Genomic DNA, 22026 nt, shown 5'->3' on the forward strand with positions numbered 1-22026 from the left:
TTTTATTCACCCATTGTTAATTTTTCATTAAGATAATTATTATTAATCCAGATAGAATCATACTGTAGTTTACCTGGCTGAATTGGAAAACTGGTTAATTCTACAAGTGTGAAACCTTTTTGCTCTAAAAAACTAACAACATCAGAATGTAGGTTTTGTCCTTTATAAAAAGGATATGACTCAATTTCTATATGCATAACTTTAACAGTAGATAGCAAACTGCCCATACTTTCTAAGACTTCAAATGTGGCACCTTCAGCATCCAGTTTTAAAATATCTACTTTGTTTATGTTATAAATTCTAGCTAAGGTTTCGAATCTATATGAAGGAAGTTTTAATTCTTCATCCCCATACTCGTTGACTCTGTTATAAATGTTGTGTATTCCATTTACTTCTTTTTTATAAAAGGTAATTTCTCCATCTATGTGAGATACAACTGCATTTATTGTTTCAATATTATTCAATGGCTTCAAGTATTTTTCATAATTTTCTGGCAGAGCTTCGATGGCAATAATTCTAGCATCAGGGAAAAATTTTTTAATATACTGCAAGTCATTTGGGTCTGGAGAACCTATTTCAACAATTGTATTAATTTCTTTTTCATCATCTATCATTTGTTTAAATTTACTGACAAGAGATGGCATTGTTAAAGATTTACTTAAGTTCCTTTCAAAATAGCGACTTGTGCAGACATGATTAATTTCATCGGAATCTTCCCATGCCAACTGGGTTTTTCTTTTTCTTACTATTGTTAAACCTGGATGAACTGGAATTGTTACAAATTCAAATTCATCAAGGTGATTTTTTAATTCTTCAACTACAAGGTATGCATCACCACAATAGCCTTTATTTGTATAATGACGATTTTTAGGGTAAGTATCATGTAATAAAATCAAACCTTGTTCTTTTACAAAAGGAAAATAATTCCAAAAATCTTTTAAAACTGATTCTTTACTATGATCAGCATCAATAAATAATAAATCTATAGGCACAGGATATTTTCTAAGTAATTCTGCAAATTCATCTGTGGACATATTCATAAACATAACTTTTTCAGAAGGATACATATACTTCCCAGCTTCAGGTGAAATATCTACTCCTATTAATGTTTCTGAGTAAGGGATCATAGCGTTGAAAAGTTCACAATGGTATAAACCAAGTTCAACATAAATTTGAGGTCTTAACTGAGCTGCTAAATTTACAATAAAACCTTCGTGCCAGTTTTCTTTTTTTTCAATATGATTAATCATCTTTTATTTTTATTTCATTAAAAAAATTTCTCATTTCGATTATCTGTTCTTGTAAACTTTTAGAACAAAGAATTTTAGTTAAATCATAGATACTACTCAATGTTCTATCAACAGCATCTTTAGCTTCTATCGGATTAATCCTGGCAAAATTTAGTTCATAAACTTCATTAAAGATTTTAAGCAGTTCATATTTATTTACTTTATTTGGAGAATGAATGTGAAAGATTCCATTTTGATATAAATTCTGCTTCAAAATATTTTCAATTATTTCTGATAAGTACAAAGTTGTTACACCATTCCATAAATGGTTCGTAAAGCCATTAACTTCTTTACCAGCTTGACTTTTTGCCCATTCTAAAAGTGATCTGCTATTATTTTTCTCTTCACCTATTATCGAAGTTCTTAATACCATACAATCTTTATTTTCGCCAGCATTTTTTGTCATCCCGTATAAATCTTCTGCATCGAATAAATCTAATTCATTGTAGTTCCCTTTTTTACCAGAGTAAACACAATCTGTTGTAATATGAAAGCATTTAATTCCTCGAGCTTTTGTCATTAATGCTAAGTTTCTTGGAAAAATTGAGTTTACTCTTATTGCCTGTTCTATTGGATATTTACCAATTGTTGGTTTGATTAATCCTGCACAATTAATTACGATATCAATTCCATCTAAATATTTTTCAAACTTTTCATGTGGTTCTATCCCAATATCGAAATCATTTCTTGTAAGTTTAATTACATCATACCCTTTACTAGAAAAATATTCTGAAACAGCATAACCAAGCATTCCTGTCGAACCAATGACTAAAATTTTTTCCATTATCTTTCCTCCACTTGCCAAGGATCCCAGTAATGAGATTCGTATCTGAAATCATCTTTTAATCCTACATCAATTGTTTGATTAGAAAAAACCATTATTAATGTATCATCGTTTAGAGACATATGACCATTGGCATAACCTTCAGGAATATAAAGTATTGAAGGTTGAGTATCGCTTAATACAAATCTCCAAACTTTTGCATCTTTCGATGGTTTATCCCAATCATCAATTTTTACACAACAAACTAATGATGCACCTTTTACAGCTATGACATACTTAGCTTCAACTTTGTGTCCATGCCATGCTCGAATAAAACCTTTTCTATGATTTTCAATAAAATAAAATCTTTTGATTCCTTCATTCATAAAATTAAATTCATTAACAAAACCAACACGACCTCTATCGTCTACAGATAAACCGCCTTTAATTAGCACTGGAATTTTTTCATTACTCATGCTGCTTCTACCTCTTTGAATTTTTCACTTAAGATTTCAAAATAATGTTCTTTTAAATAAGCTTGATTTGAATAACGTGGACTTTTTAAGTCTTTAATGCGTTTTGTTTCAACAAGATATTTTAATTCTTCAATCCCCTCATCAATTGAATGGACTGATTTAAAGCCAAACACTTCATGAGCTTTTTTTGAAGATACACGATAATTCCTTGTATCTTGAAAAGGCATATCTGTTTTTTCTATTAAGACATCAGGGAAATGCATTCTTACTTGATAAGCAAGATCACTTATTCTAACATTTTGACGAGCAAGATTAAAAATTCCTTTATGCTCTGTTTCAATGTTCATAAGAACAGCTCTTGCAACATCTTTAACATGTAGTAATGGTCTAAATTGATCTCCACCAAATACACTTATTTTCCCTTCAAGATATGCACGAACAGTTAAAATATTAACAACAAGATCCAATCGAATTCTTGAATAAAGATCACCAACTCCAAAAAGTGTACCTAACCTGAATATGATAGCATTTTTATGTTTAAGATACTTCTCTGCTTCAAGTTTTGTTTGAGCATAAAGTGATAAAGGATTTGTAGGTGAGGTTTCATCTAATTCTTTATCTTGAGCACCATATACTGAACAAGTGGATGTGAAAATAATTCTTCCATCATAATTATCAGCAAGCCATGCAACAGAATCTTGATTAATAGATTTAGTTAAATTAGGATTAATTTGGCAAGCACCATCACCAACTATTGCAGCTAACCAAACAACTGCATCTGCCCATTTTAATTGTGGTTTTAATTTTTCTAAATCACGAACATCTCCATAAACAAAATCAACCGGTTTACGAAAAGAATCTTCATAAAGTAACACATCATAGACACGAACATTATAATTCGAATTCATCAATAAGTCTGTAATTGCACCACCTACATAACCGGCACCCCCAACAACAAGTACATTTTTCATGTTAGTTCCCTTTTTAATATTTTAATAATTTTTTGAGAAGTTCTACCATCCCCTAACCATTTAATTTTTTCTTTTGATATTGAATATGATTCAAAAAAATTAATAGTATCTTTTACCATTTTTGTAATTGGTCTATTCTCTCCAACTAAAATACTATTACCATTTTCAACAGATTCAGGTCTTTCAGTATAATTTCTTGGTACTGCAACAGGAACACCTAAAAGAGGACATTCTTCTTGACTTGTTCCAGAATCTGACACAACACCAAATGCATTATATTGTAGTTTTAAGTAGTCCACAAAACCATATGGACCTACTAATCTGATAGCTCTTTTATCATCTAACAAATTATATTTATTAATTAATTTCACAGCTCTATTAAATTTTACAAGTCTAACTTCTAAACCTGTTTTCCTACCAAGTTCATCCAGGTAACTCAGTATGTAATTATACTGTTCAGGGGTTTTTAAATTTTCATTTCTGTGAATATCGGCAACAATATAATCTTTACTTCTATTTCCAGTGGGCATAAACTGCTTAACAACTTCTACAATTGTATTTCCAACAACATAAATTTGTTCAGGATTTTTATTCTCAAGCATTAATCTTTTTTTATATAGTGGTGTATAAACAAAAATTAAATCTGAGACATAATCACATATTACTCTATTTACTTCCTCAGGCATTCTTCTATCATATGATCTCATGCCTCCTTCTATATGAGCAATTTTATAACCTTCTTTAAATAATGGAGCACTTACTAATACCGAATTAGAATCTCCTAAAAATATTATAAGCTCTGGATCAATCTTTTTCTTTTTAAGAAGATTTATCACTTCTTTTGATAAATACGAAAGTTGTTCATAATGAGTATTACTATTCCTACCTGTTTCAAGAATAAAATCGGGTTTTCTAATTTTAAGTTCTTTAAAAAAAATTTTACTTAGTTCATCATCGAAATGCTGTCCCGTATGAATCATAATATGTTCAAAATTATTATCCAACTTCTCAAATACTTTACTCATCCGAATAAAATCTGGCCTTATACCAGTAATGGTCACTATTTTTTTCATCATAAATAATTTTTGTTTTATTTGTAAAATCAATTCTTATTCCAAAAGTTTTTAGGATGATTTAAATAAAAATCTGTGAAAATTTTTATTTTTTATTTACACTTCTGGCTAATATTATGCAGGTGAGTATTATCGAACGGTTTCTAAATCTTCGGTGAATTTCTTGATTTGTTCTTCGGCTTCAATACTTAATTTGGCTTTCTCGGTTTCTTTTTCTTCCTTCAATTTTTCTATCCTTTTTTGATGTTGCATTATATTGGCATTAATATTACTTACTACCGCTTTTTCTTTTTCTCTCCAGTATTCTTCTGTATCTTTTATTGCCTGTTCTTTTTGATTTTTTAATGAATTAATTCTTTTAATAAGTTTATTTTTTTCATCCGCTCTGTCTATTAATACAAGACCAGCAATAATTACTGAGATAATTAGTCCTACAAGAAAACTTATAAATCCCCATTTTAATCCAGCTAAAAGCACAAATCCCAATATTGAATTAAATTCAGAAGTATCGGTAACTAATTTATTTGAATAACTTGCAAGTCCACCTATTAAAAAAACAAACATAGCTATAATCGTGTTATTCATCATATTTACTGAAAATGATTTTGCAGGACTAAATTTTTCAAGATATGGTAATTGAGCAATTCGCTCTTCCAAACTTTTTATTTCGTTCTCATAACTTTCTTTAATATTCTTAATTGATTTTTCAAGATTTTCCTGTGCATTAATTTTATAACTATCTAACTCAGTTCTTAACTTCTCTATTTCTGCAGAATATTCATTTATGTATTGATCATATTGTACTAATTTTGCTTCTATTTCTTCATATACCAATTTTTTCATTTGTTCGATAATTAAATCAATAGTAAAATTATATTTTCTTTCAAATTCAGGATACATCGCAATTATTAGTGTATTTGAAGAATTCAGGTATCCTTCTGTTAGTTTCTCAAGTAAGTTGATGCTTTTAGTTACATCATCAGTAAAATAATTCTTAACAGGTTTTTCTTTTAATAAAGTAATTTTATGAGCAATTTTACTGAGAAAATTTTCTTCAGCCAATCTATATGGTTTTAAAACATTCCCGATTAAGTAATATGCAGGTGCAAAATCTTTTTCATAAAATATATTATTTACAAATGCATTTAATAAAAAGTAATTGAACATTCCAAAATTATTTAAATCGAGTGCTACTAATAATCTATGCAGATCATAAGCCATAATTTCTTTTATAAAATAAGATGCTACTTCATCATTCCCCATTTTAAATTCAGTTAATGCAATATAAAATTTTGCAGTAGTCCCACTGGATTTTATATCAACTGCTTCTTTGAAACTTTGATTTGCTTTTATATAATCTTTCTCTTTTAAATAAACAAAACCAGTAAATAAATTTACGATGTAATTCAATTCTTTCTTAACGCTATCAGATAATCTTAGAGTATTAACTAATTCTTTGACATTTTCATATAGACTAATTGCCTTTGCTGGATTATAAAAACTATTATGATATGTAAGCAAAATAGCATGTATTAAATGCTTGAAGAAATTATGCTTGTAAACATCTCTTTCAATAAAATTTATAGTAAGATTAGCATAATATTCTTTTTCACTTCTTAATTTTGTTGTTACCCATTTAGCATAATTTTCTTTGATTGATTTATGAAGATCAAGATATTTTACTTTTGAAAAATTTACTTTCATAAATTCTTCAATTTGACTTAAAAGCCATGAATCATAAATCCAGTAGACAGGTGCATTTGCAAAAGGAATAAAAATTTCTTTTAGTTCTTCTGGCAAATCGAATGAAAGAATTTTTATATTCTCTTTTATATTTGTTATATAATCAAACTCTCCAGGTATGTTTAAGTCGAAATGCTCTTTCCCCAATTTATAAAAATTGGTTAAAGCATTTTCACTTCCTTTAACTGTTAGATTATTATTTATGTATTGACCAATCATTTTAATATAGCTTTACATTTTAAATCTTGGGAAAGAGATAATAATTTCTGTCCCTTTATTTTTTTCACTTTGAATTCTAAAATCTCCACCCATCAGCTTTGTTAATTTATATGCTATTGTTAAACCAAGACCAATACCTTCATATGGTCGAGTATATCCTTCAATTTCTTGACTGAATGGGAGTAAAATTCTATCTATTTGTGAACTTTCTATTCCAATTCCAGAATCTGCAACAATAATTTCTACTTTATCTTTGTTAATTCTTGAACCAAGATAGACAAAACCAGATTTAGTATATTTAATTGCATTATCAATTAACACATCAATTATTTTTTCTAATTTAATCCAATCGATTTCAATAAATGCTTCTTCTTCATAAAGTTCTAATTTGAAAGTTAGATTCTTTTTCTCTGCTTCGTTTAATCTTTTTTCGAATACCTGTCTAATAACCTGATTACAATTTAGAACAACCATTTCAAGTTCAACTTCGTCGGATTCAATCTGCGACAACTCAACAATATTAGTAAAAGCATTCAATACTCTTCCAAGAACTTCTTTTACAGAATCCATAATTTCTTTTAATGCCACATAATCTTTTGCTGCAAGACAATCATCTATAATTTCTGAATAACCAATAATTCCATTAAAAGGTGTTCTAATTTCGTGTGATATGTTGGCAATAAAAGCAGATTTCATTTTATTAAGTTGAATCTCTTTCAAATAATTTTTTTCAAGTTGTTCTCTGTATTTAGTTTCGTCTGTTACATCTTTTAATGTTATAATGAATATTTTACTGTTATTCCCATTTAAATTTGCGGATGTAATCTTACAATTAAAATGTTGGCCAGATGAATGATGATAAAAAAATTGTTGAAATGACTCGTCATTATTCTCAAGAATTTTAATATTTTGTTCGATCAGGTCATATAATTGTGGTGGCAAAAAATCATTAACCAGTTGCAGATAAATTTTAGATTTTTCCAGATTAAATAGTTTACAAAAATTATCGTTTGCATTTTCAAAATATATTTTGTTGTCGAAAGATTTTAATATTAATAACAGGTCAGAAATATTTTCTATGATTAATTTTTGTTTCTTTTCTGATTCTTCAATTACTTTTTTCTGAAAAACATGTTCGGTTAAATTATTAGCACTGAGAACAAAATTAATTTCATTTGAATTTATTGGATAAAATGGCTGTAGATTAAAATCCCAATATTGATATTCTCCCCTCTTTTTTATTTCTACAAGTTGCTTCCATACTTTCCCATTATTTAAAGAAAAACTAAAATTATCCAGATCATTTTGATTAAGATATTCTTTCATGACTTCTAAAATTTCAGCATTAAACAATTTTTCTAATCCACGAGAAAATATTTCTTCAAATGAGCTGGTTGCATAAACAATCTTTCTTTGATTATTTATTATAATTATTGGCACACGACCATAATCAAGTGCATGATGTAGTGAATCAATTTTTTTCTCGATAATTTTTCTTTGCTCAAGAGATTCAACAGTAATTAATAAATACTGATTATATGATATAATGATTCTCTCAATACCTATCTGATATAAAGTATCGGTGGATGTATAATTCGATGAAATAGAAAGATCAGCTAAAAGATTTTTGTATTTACTTTCAATAAATCCTTTCACAAAAACTAAAAATTCTGAACCGGGGTTTAGTCTATTTAAATTATCTTTAACCTTTAGCTTAAAAATATCTGTGAATGTATTATTGCAAAATATAATATCTAATGAAGGAGATACGATTGCCAGAGCTCTGATGTTGGGCAGTTCTTTATAATTAAAAAATTCCTCGTCGGAATTTTTTAGTGTATTATGAAAATTTATCCAGCTAGACATAATCAATTTCAACTTATATGTATACTTTTTATTATTAAACCATCTTGTTCACCTCTGAATTCTCCATCCTGTATATGATGAAAATTCAGTTTTATAGAAATGTACTTATCTAAAAATTTAATCATGCAATTATTGATGTAATTAATTTCTTTTTCTATTGTGCCAACAAACTCTCTGGATAATGAATCAATCGTATGCTGATCTGTTATAACATTAGGTTTTTTTACACTAAGAGATTTAAACTGTTCGAAAAACTCTTTCAGTGCATTTAAATCTTTTTCTAAATTATTTTCTAAATCCAATTTAATTGGAGCAGAAAGAGTTACAATAACAACTATTTCTGCAGCATAACCTTGAATATCTTTCTTAATCTTATATTCAATAATTTTATTCTTGCTTAATTCATTTATATGAATTGTAGTATCAAATTCAAAATCATCTAATTCAAAAATGATGTGTATTTTGTCAGACTGTTGATTAAATTTTTTTAATTTCCATCCATAAGTTGATAGAAGTGCAGTGGCAGGAGAAATTAAGATTGAATCGTTAATTGAATTCGAGGCGTAAGTATATGAATTTACTTTTTTGTAATATTTTGTATTCCCGGTAGACTTTTTATAGTCTGAATTTGGGCTAATATTTACAATTTTTTCCAACATGCCTTCTCCTCCGATTTATTATCGAAGGAAAAGGCATTTTTTTTAATTTTTAATCGGTTTTAATCATACGGTTTTCATCAACATAATCAATTAGCTGAGGATTTTGCAAATAAATTAATTGTTGCACAAATTTATTTATACGGTCAACAGATTCATTAATAGTTTTAAGTTCTTCGGAAAGTTTTGCTCTTTCTTCTTCACTTAATTCATTTTCGATAGTTTTTAGAGATAATACAAGACTGCTTAACGGATTATTAATTTTATGACCAATTGTACAAGCCATTTCTATGACTGCTTTATTATGTTCTGCATTTTTAAGTTCGTTTTGAAGGTTAAAAATGCGAATACCTGAACGAATTCTTGCAAGAAGTTCTTGATTTTCTACAGGCTTAACAAGGAAATCATCTGCTCCAATATCCAATCCCATTATTCTATCTTTCAATGAAGAACGTGCTGTAAGAATAATAAAATAAATTCCTTTATATTTTTCATCGCTCTTTAAAATATTGCAAAGAGCCAATCCATCGAGAACTGGCATAGTCCAATCTGCAAGAATTACTTTTGGTGAAAAAGTTTTCAATATTTCGAGTGCATCCTCTCCGTTAATAGCGGTTACTACTTCATAATTATTTCTTGTTAGTAATTTTTCGAGGATGAACCTTGTATCTTTTTCATCTTCAACAACTAATATTTTATCTTTCATAAATAAACCTGTTTACTTTTTGAATGAGTTTTTCAAAACTAACAATCGGTTTTAGAATTATATCGTCTGCTAAACTGTCCCTTAGAAGATCTTCTCCACAATAATTTGGAGAATATGCTGTTACTAATATAATAGGTAAAATCAAATTATTAAAATTTTCTTTTATATATCTGGAAAGTTTTATACCATCAATTTTTTCTGAATTTAAGTAAGTGTTTCTTAAATTTATATCCATAATAATAAGTGAAATATTTTCATTTTTAATTGTAGAAATAATTTCTTCTCCGTCTTCAAGTATAATTATATCCATACCAAGCTTCCGAAATAGTATACGATAAAATTCCTGTAATATATTATCGTCTTCGATTATTAATATTTTATGATTATTGTTCATAACTTATTTTGTATATTTAAGTGTTATGCTAATTCTTCGATTTACATAGCTATAAGGATCATTTGGGTCACGAAGTCTTGTATCTGCATAACCTCTTATTTCATCTATTTGTTTTTCTGAAACACCACCAGCAACAAGAGCTCTTTTTGCAGAATTTGCTCTATCGGCACTTAATTCGAAATTAGTATATCCTGTACCATCATTTTTATATTGTCTGGAATCTGTGTGTCCTTCAATTATAATTTTATTTTTCAACTTTGAAATCTCAGAACCAATTTTCAATAAAAGTTTACGGGCTGAAGGTTTTAATTCTGCAGTACCAATTTCAAAAAAAATATCATTTGCCGAATCAATCAATTCGATTCTCAAACCTTCTTTAACAACTTCAATTTTTACCTGATCGGATAATTCCATTAGTTCAGTATCTTGTGATAATTCTTCTTTTAATTTTTCTCCCATTTTTTCGAGTTCTTGTTTCTCCATTTCTTTTTGTTTCATTTCTTCTTGAAGTTTTAAATCGAGCATTTGAGAAGAACTACCATCAAATAAATTTTTACTTTTATCAGAAAATCCAATTGGATCAGAAAAGTAAGCTGCCACTGCCTGTTTAACTTCTTCACTCTGGCTAAGTACCCAGAGAACAATAAAAAGAGCCATCATAGCAGTAACAAAATCTGCATAAGCAACTTTCCATGCTCCGCCATGATGACCACCATGTACTTTCTTAACTTTTTTTATTATTGGAGGTTCATCATAATGAACTTCTTGTGGAGGTGGACTTTCCTGTTTAGTTGTTGGTCTTTTATTTGCAACCTCCTGCATTATTTCTTCCCTCTCAATGCATTTTCTAATTCCTGAAATGTTGGTCTATGATCAGAAAAGATTGTTCTTCTTGCCATTTCAGCTGCAACAAATGGTGGATTTCCTTTCACATATGCCAGTATAAATGTTTTAATAATTATAAGTTCTTGAACTTTATCACTAACTAAATGATGAAGATTAGCTGCAATTGGACTTACAAATCCATAACAAAAAAGCACACCTAAAAAAGTTCCAACGAGAGCTGCAGCAACATGGTGACCGACTGCTTCTGCTCCCTCGTTAATCGAAGCCATTGTTACTATCACGCCAAGCACCGCTGCAACAATTCCTAATCCAGGTAGAGAATCTCCTACTCTTCCAATTGTTTCAGAGACAGGCTTATTTTCAATTTCATATGTTTCAATTTCTGCATCCATCATTGCTTCTAATTCGTGAGGAGGAACTGAACCAGCGAGCATTACTTTCATTGTATCACAAAAGAAATCTCGTTTAACAGGATCTTCGATAAAACTTTTACTTTTAGAAAGTATATCACTTTTTTCTGGAGCTTCAATATGCTTTTCGATAGCAAGTAATCCTTCTCGTTGTGCTGTTAAAAATAAAGTACTGAAAGCTCTCAACATTTCTATATAATCTTCTTTAGATGCTGAATGACCTTTAAACAATAAGGGAAGTTGTGCTAATATTTTTTTTAATAATACTGGAGGTGACGAAATTAAAATGCTGCCTATTGCTGCTCCACCAATTATAAGGAATTCCGATATTTGCAAAAGAAGAACTAAATTACCTCCAGCAATTAAGAATCCAGTTACTACGGAAACTATTACTACTGCAATACCGATAATAACGAACATTACTTATTCCTTATTTTGAGTTCAGGATTTCAATTACTTCTATTTCATGAATTAATTCTTGATATTTGCTGTAAACTTCAATCCAGTCTGTAATTTCTTCATTTAAAATTTTCTCGATCGAATTACAAATATTTGATATGTTGTTAAATCCTAAAGTCCCACTCGAACCCTTTAACTCGTGAGCAATTGTTTTTAGTAGATTCACATTTTTTATTCTTATCGCATCTTCCATATCTTTTAATTTTTGCTGTACATTTGCCAGGAAAAATTTTTTCATGCTTTCAAGAATTTCTTTTTTATCAAAATCAAGCATCGATTTATCTTTCTTAATTTTCATTAAAAAATCTTTACCAAGAGCTTCATTCAATGCTTTCAATAAAGTTTTTTTATTTAGTGGTTTAGATATAACATGCACAGCTCCAGATTCTATAGCTTCAATTACATTTTTTCTATCTGTATGACCACTTACTACAATGACTGGAATATTTTTCAAGTCATCCAGGATTTTAATAATCTTAATCATTCTCAAACCATCAAGATTTGGCATCATTATATCTACAAAAATTAATTTTGGTTTATATTCAATCGCTTTCTGAATGCCTTCAAGTCCATCATTACAAGTTATAACTTCTATATTGTAATCAGACAAAAAACTTTTAAAGAGTGATTGAATCACTTCCGAATCGTCAATAACAAGTATTCTTACCCTATCATCAAATGGTAACACCATTACTTTACCTTTTTAATTTTATATTTCGATAAATCAACTTTATCTGATATATTAACTTTCGATGCATCCAGAGAATATTGAATTACTTTTTCATAAACTTCGCCACGATAAATCTGAACAGAGTTTGGTGCAGTAATTCCAATTTTTACCTGATTCTCAGATAACGATAATATTTTTATAGTTATATCTGGACCAATTTTTATTTCTTCATCAATTTTTCTTGTTAGTATTAGCATTTTATTTCTCTGTAAATAAATTGTAATAAAGAGAATATTTTTCTGAATCTAAGATTTTTTGAAAACCTGTTTTCTCATCCTGATTTATATATACAGGAGCTTTCAAGTTGATTGTAATTTTTAATGGATCTGGATTTAGAATTACAATTCCAAAAGCTTCATGATTTTCTTCCTGAGGATAGTCTTCGTCTATAAGTCTTAGACCAAATAGCGGAAAAGCTATCTCAGGTTTTTCAATAGAATTAAGCCAGTAAAAAATAGTATCTTCTGGTTTAATGAAGACAAACTTTTTAAGTTCTTCAAAACCAATTAAACCATTTTCGAACTTGATGACAAGGTCATCAGGAAATTCGATTTCACCAAATTGTTTTGTTATTATTTTCATATTACTCACTTTAATATTACTATGTCTACTCTTCTATTTAATGCTCTTGTTTCTGGAAGATCATTAGATGCAATAGGTCTATATTCTGAATAACCAACAATTGAAACTTTATCGGGCGATAAATTTTCATATTTAATTAAATAATATGCTGTACTTAATGCTCTATCAACAGAAAGATGCCAGTTAGACGGATATTGCGGAGTATTAATTGGTACATTATCTGTATGACCTTCGACACGAATATCATTTGGAAGATTTCGCAATATCTTTGCTAATCTACTTAAAACCAACTTCGAATTTTCACTTAAAGTTGCTTTGCCCGGTGGAAATAATATATCTTCCAATATATGAATTGTAACTCCTCTTTCATTCTGTTCCAGACGAATAGAATTATTATAATTATACATTGTAATAAGTTTATTTAAATCTTCTGCTAATTTATCTTTTGGAGTAGGGATTATTTGATCGGTGCCTGTGACTGCAATTTTAGAATCACTCCCGAAGATACTCCCTAATGCAGCAACAACACCTTTATACTTACCAGTATCAATACTCGACATTGTATATAAAATAATAAACAACCCGAGTAAAAGAGTAATTAAATCTGCATATGTAATTAAGTATCTATCTTTATCGCTTTCTTCACGAAAGAAAGATTCATCAGTATCTAAGCGCTCTTCCTTTCTAATTGTTCGCTTTGTGGAAGCATACCTATCAAACGTGCTTTCATTACTGATGGTATTTCTCCACTCAGCAGAGTTATCACTCCTTCCAGCGATATTTCCATCATATGTTTTTCTTCTAGGTGACATTTTTTCAATCTATCTCCAATTGGAAGCCAGATAATATTTGCTGTAAAAATTCCCCATAAAGTAGCTATAAAAGCAGAAGCAATATTTCTTATCAAAGAATTTGGATCTGCACCTGCATTTGCAAGTGTCATTATTAAACCCATTACTGTCCCAATAATTCCCATTGTAGGAGCATATCCACCCATTTTTGTAAATATGAAAATATTTGAATTATGACGTTCTTGCATTGTTCTTATTTCAAGTTGAGCTAAATTATAAAGCGATTCAGGATCAAGTCCATCTATTGCATACTTGGTCATCTTCTGTGGAAATTTATATGGAAATTTATGCAAATCTTTTTCTATTGATAATAAACCTTCTCTTCTTGCCTTTATAGCAAGTTCAATAAAAATATTTACAACTTTTTTTGTATCGAATTCAGGGGGGAAGTAAGCTAATTTTATAAGCGAAAACATTTTCTTGAAATTATCAAGACCAAAACCAATTATTATTGCCGAGAAAGTTCCGCCAAGAACTATTAATAAAGATGAAAAAATAAATAAAGCTCTTATCGAACCACCTTCGATTATAAATGCACCGAAAATAGAAAATATGCCTAAAGCTAAACCTAATAATGATCCAGATTTCTTCATCATAAATAATCCAGAATTGATTTTGGTAAAATTGATGAAGCTAATTTATACGATAGTTGTAGTAAATAATCCTGATATTGTAAATCAATAGCTAATTGTGCAGGATCAATTTCTTTTCTTTTTGATAAAAATCCCTGTGAATCCTGAAGCTGTTTTGTTAAAATTGTATTAATATCTTCAAGACGATTATATTTTTCGCCAGTTAATGATTGAATAGAAAGAATTTCTTTATAAGCAGCATTCAATCGATCTTTTAGTGTTTTATCAGGTGCTATTCCTGCATCGAGACTATCGATTATATCATTAATTGTATCGAGTAAATCGGAGTTTAAAATTTTATCGCCAGTAACATTAATTGTATCTTTAATACCATTTGCTATCTGAACTTTCACTTCTCCAGTCAAGTCAGTTGAATTATTAATCACTTTTCCATTTGAATCAATTAACCATGGTTCATTAGAATAATTTGTTCCACCAAAAATGTACATATCATTATACTTTGTATTTAAATTCTGCACTATTGCTTCGAGCGAAGCACGTACAGATTGTGCAACTGTTTTAAAATTCGAGTTAATTGGATTATCAATATTGACTACCTGAGTAATTATTTTTTGAGTTTCATTCCCAATATTCTCAAGTGCATTTATTGTTGTATTTACAAATTCTTTCGCATAGTCTATATTTTTTTGATATGTCTCTATTTTTCTTATTTGAGAATCAATTTTTATTATTTCAAGTGAATTAAATAAATCATCACTTAGCTTATCTATTTTACTATTAGTTATAAGCTGATTCTGAACTTTAACTTTGCGTTCGTTAATCTTGTTTTGATTATAAAGATATTTTTGAGTTAATATGTTATCTGAAATTCTCATTTATTACACCATTTCAATTACTGTTTTTAGCATTTCATCCGAAGCTCGTATTAATCTTGCAGCAGCTTCATAAACTCTTTGAAAACGAATTACATTTGTCATCTCTTCATCAATTGAAACACCTGAATAAGAACCTTTTTGTAATTCTAATTGCTGTAATACCATTTCACTTGTTTCTATTCTACTATCACTTGTAACTTTTTCGAGACCAAAATCATTTAAAAAAGAAGAATAAGTTTCAAGTATAGTTTTATCACCTAACTCAGCAAATTTTTGATCAGCCAGGTGAGCTATGCTATTCGCAATATCACCGTTGCCATCATTACCCGCTACACTCGATGCTGCAATATTTCCTGGATTATTCAATATATCAGGATTTATTTGAATCTTACCATTTACAAATGCATCTTCAACAACTCCACTACTCCATGTACCAAAGAATGGTATATTAGTATATGAATTGCCATTTTGTACTAAAGTATAACCCTGAAGATGAAGTTCGTTTACTTTTTGAATAAAAGTATTAGCAAGATTTTCTAAATCACTTTTATATTTTGGAATTTTATTTGAATATAAATCAGTAATTGCATAAAGTTCACCGCTATTTAAAACTATAGAAGTAGAAGGATCGGTTTTTGGAACAATTTTCATTTTTGTCCCTTCAAATCTTACTTCAAATTCTGTATACACATTTTTATCAGCACCCTGAATTCCACCCACACTTACAGATACAGTTCCAAACTCATTATGTTGAACAGAAATATTAGCTAATTCACTTACCTTCAAAAGCAAAGCATCTCGTCTATCCATTAATTCGCTTGCTTTAATACCAACAGCTTCGTTTTCATAAATTTTTCTATTAAGATCATAAATTTCTTTAAGATAACTATTAAGTTGATTAACCTTATCAACAGCATCTCTTTGAAGTAGATAATGAATAGAATCGATGCTATCATATACATCTTTAAATCTTTCACTTAATCTTTGTGCTTTTTCAATAATTTGACTTCTAAATTGAATTGAAGTGGGATTTGTAGTTAATTGATCCCATGAATTAAAAAAATCATTAAAATAAGAAGATAGGCCATAATCTGTTGGTTCTGCTAAAATTGTTTCAATTTGTTGAAGAAGTTCAGAACGTTTATTTGCATCTGAGTAAGAAGATTTAAATTGTCGAATCTGATTTTCAATTAAATCATTTTTTACTCTAACCACATCCTGAATCTTAACACCCATTCCCATACCAGCTTGAGTCTGTTCTGTACCAAAGACAACTTTCTGTCGTGTATAATCTGCATTCCCTGCATTAGAAATATTTTGTGAAGTTACATCCAGTGCACGCTGGTATGTAGCCATAGTTCTAACCGATATGTCAAATATCCTTCCAATACCCATAATCAAACTCTTTTGTTAACAAAATTATTTTCCCCTTTTCCGAAAACAGTATAAATTGTATCCCGAATAATATTTCTTGAAACATTTACCAGCACAGTGATATGAGAATTAAGTTTAATAATTTCTGCTGCTTTGTTTTTAATTGCATCTCTGCTTTCTTTAATCTTTCCAAAGTTTTTATCAGGCAGAGCATTAATTAATTCTTCAATAGAACCAGTTTTAAGCTGTATTGAATTTTCAGCTGCAAACTCAAAAGTTAATTTCTTTCTTTGTTTTTCTTCTCTACTTATGGCAGATAGTAATTTTTGTTCGTCGTCTACTGCTTTATCGAGTAAACTCATATCATTTTTAAGCAGTGCATCTTTTTTTAGTTTTACAACTTCAAAAAGATCATCAAAATTTTTTTTCTGCCTTTCAATTGAATTTGTTAATTCTTCCAGTTTCATGATTCATTCTCACTAAAATGATTTAAATAACTCATTACTTTTGTAATGTAATTTTGTGTTTCTTCAAAAGGAGGAACACCTTTATATTTTTCTACATTTTGTGGACCTGCATTATATGCTGCCAGAGCTAATTTCAAATCACCATTATATTGTCGAAGCATTTTAGCAAGATATTTAGTTCCACCATAAATATTTTCTTTCGGATCAAAAACATTTCTTACTCCCATCTCGGCTGCCGTTGAATCCATTAATTGCATTAAACCTTTTGCTTTTACTGGTGAGACTGCTCGATGATTTGCAGCTGATTCAGCTAAGATAATAGACTTAATTACATTTTTATCAATTCCAAATTCTTTTGATGCATCTTCAATTATGTCCTCAAATCTTTTCAGGCGATTTAAAGACTCTGTGCTTGGTTGTATTTTAGGGATATCAGTATTCTCATTTACTTTTACTTCTATTTTTTCTGTGGATTTTAATTTTACCTTTAATTCAGGACTCATATCTTCGCCAGTAATCTTTTTATAAAGTGCTTCTGCAATTCCCAGACTTTTTCCCTGAGATATATAAGATGCAATCTCCTGTTCGAATAATGTATCAAAAATATCATTACCATAACCTTCTTCTCCAAACAAGCCATTAGTTGTTTTAGTCATTGATTGTAGCAACATGGCTGTGAAAATACTTTCAAAATCTTTTGCTGCTTTTGCAATTTTTTCTTTTTGCTTTTGATTTTGAGCAGCATTACTCTCCTTTATCTGAGAGATGTGTTTATTCATATCAGTTATTTTTAATGATAACTTTTCCATATTACATTATCACCAATTCTGCTATTAATGCACCTGCTTCTTTTAATGCTTGAAAGATTGCAATTATATCTCTTGGAGAAACTTTAAGTGAATTAAGAGCAGCTGCAACTTCCTGAACATTAGTTGCCCCTTCAATTGCAATAGTTTTTGTTGAATCCTGAGTTACATACGGAACTAAATTATTAAACACAACAGTAGAACCTCTCGAAAAAGCATTCGGTTGAGAAATAATTGGATATGAACGAATTTGAATATTTAATCCACCATGAGTTATTGAGACTGGAAGAATTCTTACATTGTTACCAGCAATTACAGTCCCGGTTCTTTCATTTAAAACAACTTTTGCAATTTCATCAACTTGAATATTAATGCTTTCAAGTTCTGCCAGAAATGAGATTAAATTATTCTGCCTTTCCTGAGGGACATTGACAATTACTTCTGCAGCATCCAAAGCTTTAGCTATTTCTCCACCAAATTTTGAATTAATTGCATTGCAGATATTATTTGCTGTAGTTATATCTGGTTCTTTCAAATAGACTGATATTTCTGAATTTGTGTTTTCATTAAAATTAATTTGTTCTTTTAATGTGCCACCACGAGGAACTCTACCAGCAAGTGAATGATTTTTCGATATTCTATTTCCAGTTATTGTATTTATGTCATATCCACCAACAGAAACTGGTCCCTGAGCAAAACCATAAACTTTTCCATTCATGCTTGAAAGTGGTGTCAAAATTAATGTTCCTCCCTGTAAACTTGTTGCATCCCCAAGCGAAGAAACTGTGACATCAAATTCAGCTCCTGGCTTTAAATTTTTATTTAAAGATGCAGTAACCATTACAGCTGCAACATTTTTTGTTCTTACATCGGTCTGAGGAACAGTTATACCAAATTTTTTTAACATACTTGAAATAGATTGAATAGTAAACGAAGAGCGATAACTATCACCTGTACCAGCTAAACCAACAACAAGTCCATAACCAATTAACTGTTCAGAACCATAACCACTTAAATATGCAACATCTTTAATCCTTTGAGCATAAATATCACTTAAATGGATTGTTAATAGTAGAATTAGAATCAATGTTAATTTTTTCTTTTTCATAACTTTCACCTAAAATAACCAGTGAAATAATCTTGTAAGTATTCCTGGTTTTTGTGAAGAATCAATTAATCCACTCCCTTCAAATGTAATTTCAGCATCAGAGATATTATATGAATAAACAGAATTATCTGAAGAAATATCACTTGGTCGCACTATGCCTGTAATTTTTATCAACTGTTCTTCTCCATTAATTACAATTTTTCTACTGCCACGAATTCGCATATTCCCATTTTCATAAACAGAATCTACAATAGCACTTATTTTCGTTTTAACTACACCGGTTGTTTTAGTTGAACCAGAACCAGTAAATGAATTATCTGTACCAAGAGTTATATCTGTTTTTGGTAAACTTGTTTTATCTATACCACCAGCTAAATTTGCACTCAATGAGCTATTTCTTCCGGCTGATGTTTCTGCATTATTAGAAGCTTGAGAAGATTCTAATACAATTATTGTTATTGCATCACCAACCTGAAATGCTTTATTATCCGAGAACAATGAATACAGGGAACTTTGTCTCATATTCTGAGCATAAATCATAGCAGAAATAAACCATACAATTAATATTAATCTTTTCATAGTTTCACTCAATTAATGATACATTGTATTTATCAATAATTTTTGCTTTGAATATTTTATTATCATTTGTTACCACTCTAATTACATCACCAATTTTTCCTTCTTCTTTAGCAATAACTTCTGTTGAAATATCTACTCCATTTCTACCAGCGTGTAGAATTATTTTATCATTATAAAAAATATCAGGTATCTGCTCGATTAATTCTTCTATTAAAACCGAACCACGTTTTATTTTGGTTTTAGCTCTATATCCTTCTGTAAAATTCAAATCCGAAATCGGTTTCCCACGAATGTTTGTTATATCAATAACCTTACGTTCAAAATATGTACCCGACAATTGCTCATTTCTATTAATTTCTTGAATAGTCACCAAAACTTTTTTGTACAATTTTATCTTTAATGTTACTATTGATAAGCTTACATTATTTCTTTTATCATATAATTTAACAGGAACAGTTGCATTATTTTTATTGATTATAAATTCTCTATCATAATCCAATTCTAATCGAAAATAATTTTTTGGCATTCCAGTAATTTCATATTCATAAGAATCGCAGGTAGATAATTTTTCATCGAGATAATTTTTTAATTGAGTTTCAAATTGTTTATTACTTTGAGAAAATATTTGTAACAATATGATTAATAGAGATATCATTATTAACTTCTCTTTAGATTATTTGCAATTGTCATCATATCTTCAACTGTTTTAACTGTTTTAGAATTAATTTCATAAGCTCTCTGTGCTGTAATCATTGCAATCATTTCTTCTACAATATCAACATTTGAAGATTCAAGATATCCCTGATGAATTTCTCCAAATCCTTCACTACCTGGGGTTCCTAAAATAGGTTGACCTGAAGCTGGAGTTTCGGCATAAAGATTATCTCCAAGAGCAAGTAAACCTCCATTATTAATAAACCTTGCTAACTCAATAGTGCCTAATGTTACTACTGTTCCATCGGTTTGTCTTCCATTAACAGTTCCATCTTTTGCTATTTCAATATCAACGATGTTATCTGTTAAAGTTATTCCAGGTTCAAGTTCATAACCACTTGCTGTAACAATTTTACCATCAGCATTTAATTTAAATGAGCCATCACGAGTGTATGCAAATGTGCCATCACTTTTTCTAACCTGAAAAAATCCTTCACCATAAATTGCAAGGTCAAGCTGATTGTTTGTTGCAACTAAATCTCCCTGTTTAAAGATTTTTTGTGTTGATGCTGGCTTAACACCATTGCCAACCTGAATTTTATTATTTGTATTTTCAAATACTCCTGGCGTTGTAGTCGATAATGGATTAATATTTACTTCCTGATACATTAAATCCTGAAAATCAGCTTTGTTCTTCTTAAAGCCAGTCGTATTAATATTGGCAATGTTGTTAGAAATAACCTCGATATTTATCTGCTGAGCATACATTCCAGAAGCTGCAGTTCTTAAAGCTCTTGTTGGCATCTATCACCTCTCTAATTAAATTTTACCAATTTGATTTGCATAATCCAGAGATTGATCAAGTGAATTGATAACTTTTTGAGACCTTTCATATGCTTTGTTTAATTGAATCATAGCTTCCATTTCAAGAATAGGATTTGTATTTGATTCTTCGAGATAACCTTGAGAAATTTTATAATCATCTGGATTAGCTTCTTTAAAGTTTTCTTCGTTGACTAAGAAATTAGATTCACCACTTCTTGTTAGTTGTTCTGGATCATCTACCTTAACAATTAGTAATGAATCAATATAATGTTCATCAATTTTTATTTCGCCAGAAGAAGAAATTAGAATTGAAGAACCTTTCTGTCGCAATGTATCTTCGAGAAATATTCCGCCATTTTTTCCCAATACTTTTCTTCCTTCAGAATCAACGAGATAACCTTCATTAGAAATTTGAAATCTCCCATTTCTGGTCAATTCAATTCTCCCATCTTCATTTTTTACTACAAAAAAGCCCTGACCACTTATTGCCATATCAAGGGGATTTGAAGTTTGGATTAAATCTCCCTGTTGATGGCTTGTTAATTTTTTTATCTGTGATTCTCCAGCTTCGTTAATATATTCTGCAAATGGTATTTCTCTTTTATATGCTGTTGTATTGATGTTTGCAATATTGTTTGCTATAACATCAATATTTTTTGCTCTTTGATCCATACTTCTTGCAACTGTATAAATTCCTTTTATCATTCTATC

General features: G+C 29.5%; 26 protein-coding genes. All 26 read right to left on the minus strand.

From position 1 onward, the window contains the following. Window positions 1–2: 2 nt before the first annotated feature. The 26 genes from VJY38_RS00485 to VJY38_RS00610 all read right to left on the minus strand — a co-directional run bounded on the left by VJY38_RS00485 (window position 3) and on the right by VJY38_RS00610 (window position 22020). Complete coding sequence (locus tag VJY38_RS00485) at window positions 3–1250, minus strand: FkbM family methyltransferase (RefSeq protein WP_353678704.1); 1248 nt, start codon at window positions 1248–1250, stop codon at window positions 3–5. Next, on the minus strand, window positions 1243–2073 hold the full coding sequence (locus tag VJY38_RS00490) for a dTDP-4-dehydrorhamnose reductase family protein (protein WP_353678705.1): 831 nt from the start codon (window positions 2071–2073) through the stop codon (window positions 1243–1245). The genes VJY38_RS00485 and VJY38_RS00490 overlap by 8 nt, the downstream gene beginning before the upstream one ends. Further along, a complete protein-coding gene (locus tag VJY38_RS00495) occupies window positions 2073–2528 on the minus strand; it encodes a WxcM-like domain-containing protein (RefSeq protein ID WP_353678706.1) in 456 nt (151 codons plus the stop codon). The genes VJY38_RS00490 and VJY38_RS00495 overlap by 1 nt, the downstream gene beginning before the upstream one ends. Continuing rightward, window positions 2525–3499: an NAD-dependent epimerase/dehydratase family protein gene (locus VJY38_RS00500; RefSeq protein WP_353678707.1), complete on the minus strand. Its 975-nt coding sequence runs from the start codon at window positions 3497–3499 to the stop codon at window positions 2525–2527. The genes VJY38_RS00495 and VJY38_RS00500 overlap by 4 nt, the downstream gene beginning before the upstream one ends. Next, a complete protein-coding gene (gene wecB / locus VJY38_RS00505; RefSeq protein ID WP_353678708.1) occupies window positions 3496–4575 on the minus strand; it encodes a non-hydrolyzing UDP-N-acetylglucosamine 2-epimerase in 1080 nt (359 codons plus the stop codon). Before wecB ends, VJY38_RS00500 begins: the two co-directional genes overlap by 4 nt. A gap of 126 nt (window positions 4576–4701) precedes the next feature. After that, complete coding sequence (locus tag VJY38_RS00510) at window positions 4702–6534, minus strand: hypothetical protein (RefSeq protein ID WP_353678709.1); 1833 nt, start codon at window positions 6532–6534, stop codon at window positions 4702–4704. Window positions 6535–6546: 12 nt separating this feature from the next. Next, complete coding sequence (locus VJY38_RS00515; RefSeq protein WP_353678710.1) at window positions 6547–8400, minus strand: PAS domain-containing sensor histidine kinase; 1854 nt, start codon at window positions 8398–8400, stop codon at window positions 6547–6549. Between the two features lie 8 nt (window positions 8401–8408). Then, the gene (locus tag VJY38_RS00520; protein WP_353678711.1) at window positions 8409–9059 is read right to left on the minus strand and encodes a hypothetical protein; all 651 of its coding nucleotides are present in this window, start codon (window positions 9057–9059) and stop codon (window positions 8409–8411) included. 49 nt (window positions 9060–9108) lie between these two features. Continuing rightward, a complete protein-coding gene (locus tag VJY38_RS00525) occupies window positions 9109–9762 on the minus strand; it encodes an ATP-binding response regulator (RefSeq protein WP_353678712.1) in 654 nt (217 codons plus the stop codon). Next, on the minus strand, window positions 9752–10156 hold the full coding sequence (locus VJY38_RS00530; protein WP_353678713.1) for a response regulator: 405 nt from the start codon (window positions 10154–10156) through the stop codon (window positions 9752–9754). Before VJY38_RS00530 ends, VJY38_RS00525 begins: the two co-directional genes overlap by 11 nt. Window positions 10157–10159: 3 nt before the next feature. Beyond that, window positions 10160–10978: a flagellar motor protein MotB gene (locus tag VJY38_RS00535; protein ID WP_353678714.1), complete on the minus strand. Its 819-nt coding sequence runs from the start codon at window positions 10976–10978 to the stop codon at window positions 10160–10162. Continuing rightward, window positions 10978–11832: a flagellar motor stator protein MotA gene (motA, locus tag VJY38_RS00540; protein ID WP_353678715.1), complete on the minus strand. Its 855-nt coding sequence runs from the start codon at window positions 11830–11832 to the stop codon at window positions 10978–10980. The genes VJY38_RS00535 and motA overlap by 1 nt, the downstream gene beginning before the upstream one ends. Window positions 11833–11842: 10 nt before the next feature. Further along, window positions 11843–12562 (minus strand): Hpt domain-containing response regulator, encoded by a 720-nt coding sequence (locus tag VJY38_RS00545; RefSeq protein ID WP_353678716.1) that lies wholly within the window; start codon window positions 12560–12562, stop codon window positions 11843–11845. Continuing rightward, window positions 12562–12798, minus strand: coding sequence for a carbon storage regulator CsrA (gene csrA / locus VJY38_RS00550; RefSeq protein ID WP_353678717.1), 237 nt, complete (start codon window positions 12796–12798; stop codon window positions 12562–12564). Before csrA ends, VJY38_RS00545 begins: the two co-directional genes overlap by 1 nt. Before the next feature lies 1 nt (window position 12799). Next, window positions 12800–13183, minus strand: a complete 384-nt coding sequence (fliW, locus tag VJY38_RS00555; protein ID WP_353678718.1) for a flagellar assembly protein FliW — start codon at window positions 13181–13183, stop codon at window positions 12800–12802. Window positions 13184–13188: 5 nt separating this feature from the next. Further along, a complete protein-coding gene (locus tag VJY38_RS00560) occupies window positions 13189–13962 on the minus strand; it encodes an OmpA/MotB family protein (RefSeq protein ID WP_353679926.1) in 774 nt (257 codons plus the stop codon). Next, on the minus strand, window positions 13851–14630 hold the full coding sequence (locus tag VJY38_RS00565; protein WP_353678719.1) for a motility protein A: 780 nt from the start codon (window positions 14628–14630) through the stop codon (window positions 13851–13853). The genes VJY38_RS00560 and VJY38_RS00565 overlap by 112 nt, the downstream gene beginning before the upstream one ends. After that, a complete protein-coding gene (locus VJY38_RS00570) occupies window positions 14627–15502 on the minus strand; it encodes a flagellin N-terminal helical domain-containing protein (protein WP_353678720.1) in 876 nt (291 codons plus the stop codon). The genes VJY38_RS00565 and VJY38_RS00570 overlap by 4 nt, the downstream gene beginning before the upstream one ends. 3 nt (window positions 15503–15505) lie before the next feature. Continuing rightward, window positions 15506–16897 carry a flagellar hook-associated protein FlgK gene (gene flgK, locus VJY38_RS00575; protein ID WP_353678721.1) on the minus strand — a complete coding sequence of 464 codons (1392 nt, stop codon included), beginning with the start codon at window positions 16895–16897 and terminating at the stop codon, window positions 15506–15508. A gap of 2 nt (window positions 16898–16899) precedes the next feature. Next, window positions 16900–17343: a flagellar protein FlgN gene (locus VJY38_RS00580; protein ID WP_353678722.1), complete on the minus strand. Its 444-nt coding sequence runs from the start codon at window positions 17341–17343 to the stop codon at window positions 16900–16902. After that, a complete protein-coding gene (locus tag VJY38_RS00585) occupies window positions 17340–18152 on the minus strand; it encodes a transglycosylase SLT domain-containing protein (protein WP_353678723.1) in 813 nt (270 codons plus the stop codon). Before VJY38_RS00585 ends, VJY38_RS00580 begins: the two co-directional genes overlap by 4 nt. 1 nt (window position 18153) lies before the next feature. Further along, window positions 18154–19257: a flagellar basal body P-ring protein FlgI gene (locus tag VJY38_RS00590; protein ID WP_353678724.1), complete on the minus strand. Its 1104-nt coding sequence runs from the start codon at window positions 19255–19257 to the stop codon at window positions 18154–18156. A 9-nt stretch (window positions 19258–19266) separates the two neighbouring features. Continuing rightward, a complete protein-coding gene (locus VJY38_RS00595; RefSeq protein ID WP_353678725.1) occupies window positions 19267–19836 on the minus strand; it encodes a flagellar basal body L-ring protein FlgH in 570 nt (189 codons plus the stop codon). Window positions 19837–19840: 4 nt separating this feature from the next. After that, a complete protein-coding gene (gene flgA, locus VJY38_RS00600; RefSeq protein WP_353678726.1) occupies window positions 19841–20491 on the minus strand; it encodes a flagellar basal body P-ring formation chaperone FlgA in 651 nt (216 codons plus the stop codon). A gap of 2 nt (window positions 20492–20493) precedes the next feature. Continuing rightward, a complete protein-coding gene (gene flgG / locus VJY38_RS00605; protein WP_353678727.1) occupies window positions 20494–21294 on the minus strand; it encodes a flagellar basal-body rod protein FlgG in 801 nt (266 codons plus the stop codon). Window positions 21295–21309: 15 nt separating this feature from the next. Then, complete coding sequence (locus VJY38_RS00610) at window positions 21310–22020, minus strand: flagellar hook-basal body protein (protein ID WP_353678728.1); 711 nt, start codon at window positions 22018–22020, stop codon at window positions 21310–21312. Window positions 22021–22026 lie beyond the last annotated feature (6 nt).

Source organism: Rosettibacter firmus (assembly GCF_036860695.1).
Taxonomy (GTDB): Bacteria; Bacteroidota; Ignavibacteria; order Ignavibacteriales; family Melioribacteraceae; genus Rosettibacter; species Rosettibacter firmus.

Bases quoted from the DNA above. Each gene is read 5' to 3' on its own strand.
- VJY38_RS00525 (WP_353678712.1), bottom strand. From the start codon at position 9,762: ATGAAAGATAAAATATTAGTTGTTGAAGATGAAAAAGATACAAGGTTC.
- flgG (WP_353678727.1), bottom strand. From the start codon at position 21,294: ATGCCAACAAGAGCTTTAAGAACTGCAGCTTCTGGAATGTATGCTCAG.
- VJY38_RS00545 (WP_353678716.1), bottom strand. From the start codon at position 12,562: ATGGTGTTACCATTTGATGATAGGGTAAGAATACTTGTTATTGACGAT.
- VJY38_RS00610 (WP_353678728.1), bottom strand. From the start codon at position 22,020: ATGATAAAAGGAATTTATACAGTTGCAAGAAGTATGGATCAAAGAGCA.
- VJY38_RS00530 (WP_353678713.1), bottom strand. From the start codon at position 10,156: ATGAACAATAATCATAAAATATTAATAATCGAAGACGATAATATATTA.
- VJY38_RS00495 (WP_353678706.1), bottom strand. From the start codon at position 2,528: ATGAGTAATGAAAAAATTCCAGTGCTAATTAAAGGCGGTTTATCTGTA.
- fliW (WP_353678718.1), bottom strand. From the start codon at position 13,183: ATGAAAATAATAACAAAACAATTTGGTGAAATCGAATTTCCTGATGAC.
- VJY38_RS00590 (WP_353678724.1), bottom strand. From the start codon at position 19,257: ATGAAAAAGAAAAAATTAACATTGATTCTAATTCTACTATTAACAATC.
- VJY38_RS00585 (WP_353678723.1), bottom strand. From the start codon at position 18,152: ATGGAAAAGTTATCATTAAAAATAACTGATATGAATAAACACATCTCT.
- wecB (WP_353678708.1), bottom strand. From the start codon at position 4,575: ATGATGAAAAAAATAGTGACCATTACTGGTATAAGGCCAGATTTTATT.
- VJY38_RS00535 (WP_353678714.1), bottom strand. From the start codon at position 10,978: ATGCAGGAGGTTGCAAATAAAAGACCAACAACTAAACAGGAAAGTCCA.
- VJY38_RS00490 (WP_353678705.1), bottom strand. From the start codon at position 2,073: ATGGAAAAAATTTTAGTCATTGGTTCGACAGGAATGCTTGGTTATGCT.
- flgA (WP_353678726.1), bottom strand. From the start codon at position 20,491: ATGATATCTCTATTAATCATATTGTTACAAATATTTTCTCAAAGTAAT.
- VJY38_RS00570 (WP_353678720.1), bottom strand. From the start codon at position 15,502: ATGAGAATTTCAGATAACATATTAACTCAAAAATATCTTTATAATCAA.
- flgK (WP_353678721.1), bottom strand. From the start codon at position 16,897: ATGGGTATTGGAAGGATATTTGACATATCGGTTAGAACTATGGCTACA.
- VJY38_RS00485 (WP_353678704.1), bottom strand. From the start codon at position 1,250: ATGATTAATCATATTGAAAAAAAAGAAAACTGGCACGAAGGTTTTATT.
- csrA (WP_353678717.1), bottom strand. From the start codon at position 12,798: ATGCTAATACTAACAAGAAAAATTGATGAAGAAATAAAAATTGGTCCA.
- VJY38_RS00595 (WP_353678725.1), bottom strand. From the start codon at position 19,836: ATGAAAAGATTAATATTAATTGTATGGTTTATTTCTGCTATGATTTAT.
- VJY38_RS00515 (WP_353678710.1), bottom strand. From the start codon at position 8,400: ATGTCTAGCTGGATAAATTTTCATAATACACTAAAAAATTCCGACGAG.
- VJY38_RS00565 (WP_353678719.1), bottom strand. From the start codon at position 14,630: ATGATGAAGAAATCTGGATCATTATTAGGTTTAGCTTTAGGCATATTT.
- VJY38_RS00580 (WP_353678722.1), bottom strand. From the start codon at position 17,343: ATGAAACTGGAAGAATTAACAAATTCAATTGAAAGGCAGAAAAAAAAT.
- VJY38_RS00520 (WP_353678711.1), bottom strand. From the start codon at position 9,059: ATGTTGGAAAAAATTGTAAATATTAGCCCAAATTCAGACTATAAAAAG.
- VJY38_RS00510 (WP_353678709.1), bottom strand. From the start codon at position 6,534: ATGATTGGTCAATACATAAATAATAATCTAACAGTTAAAGGAAGTGAA.
- motA (WP_353678715.1), bottom strand. From the start codon at position 11,832: ATGTTCGTTATTATCGGTATTGCAGTAGTAATAGTTTCCGTAGTAACT.
- VJY38_RS00500 (WP_353678707.1), bottom strand. From the start codon at position 3,499: ATGAAAAATGTACTTGTTGTTGGGGGTGCCGGTTATGTAGGTGGTGCA.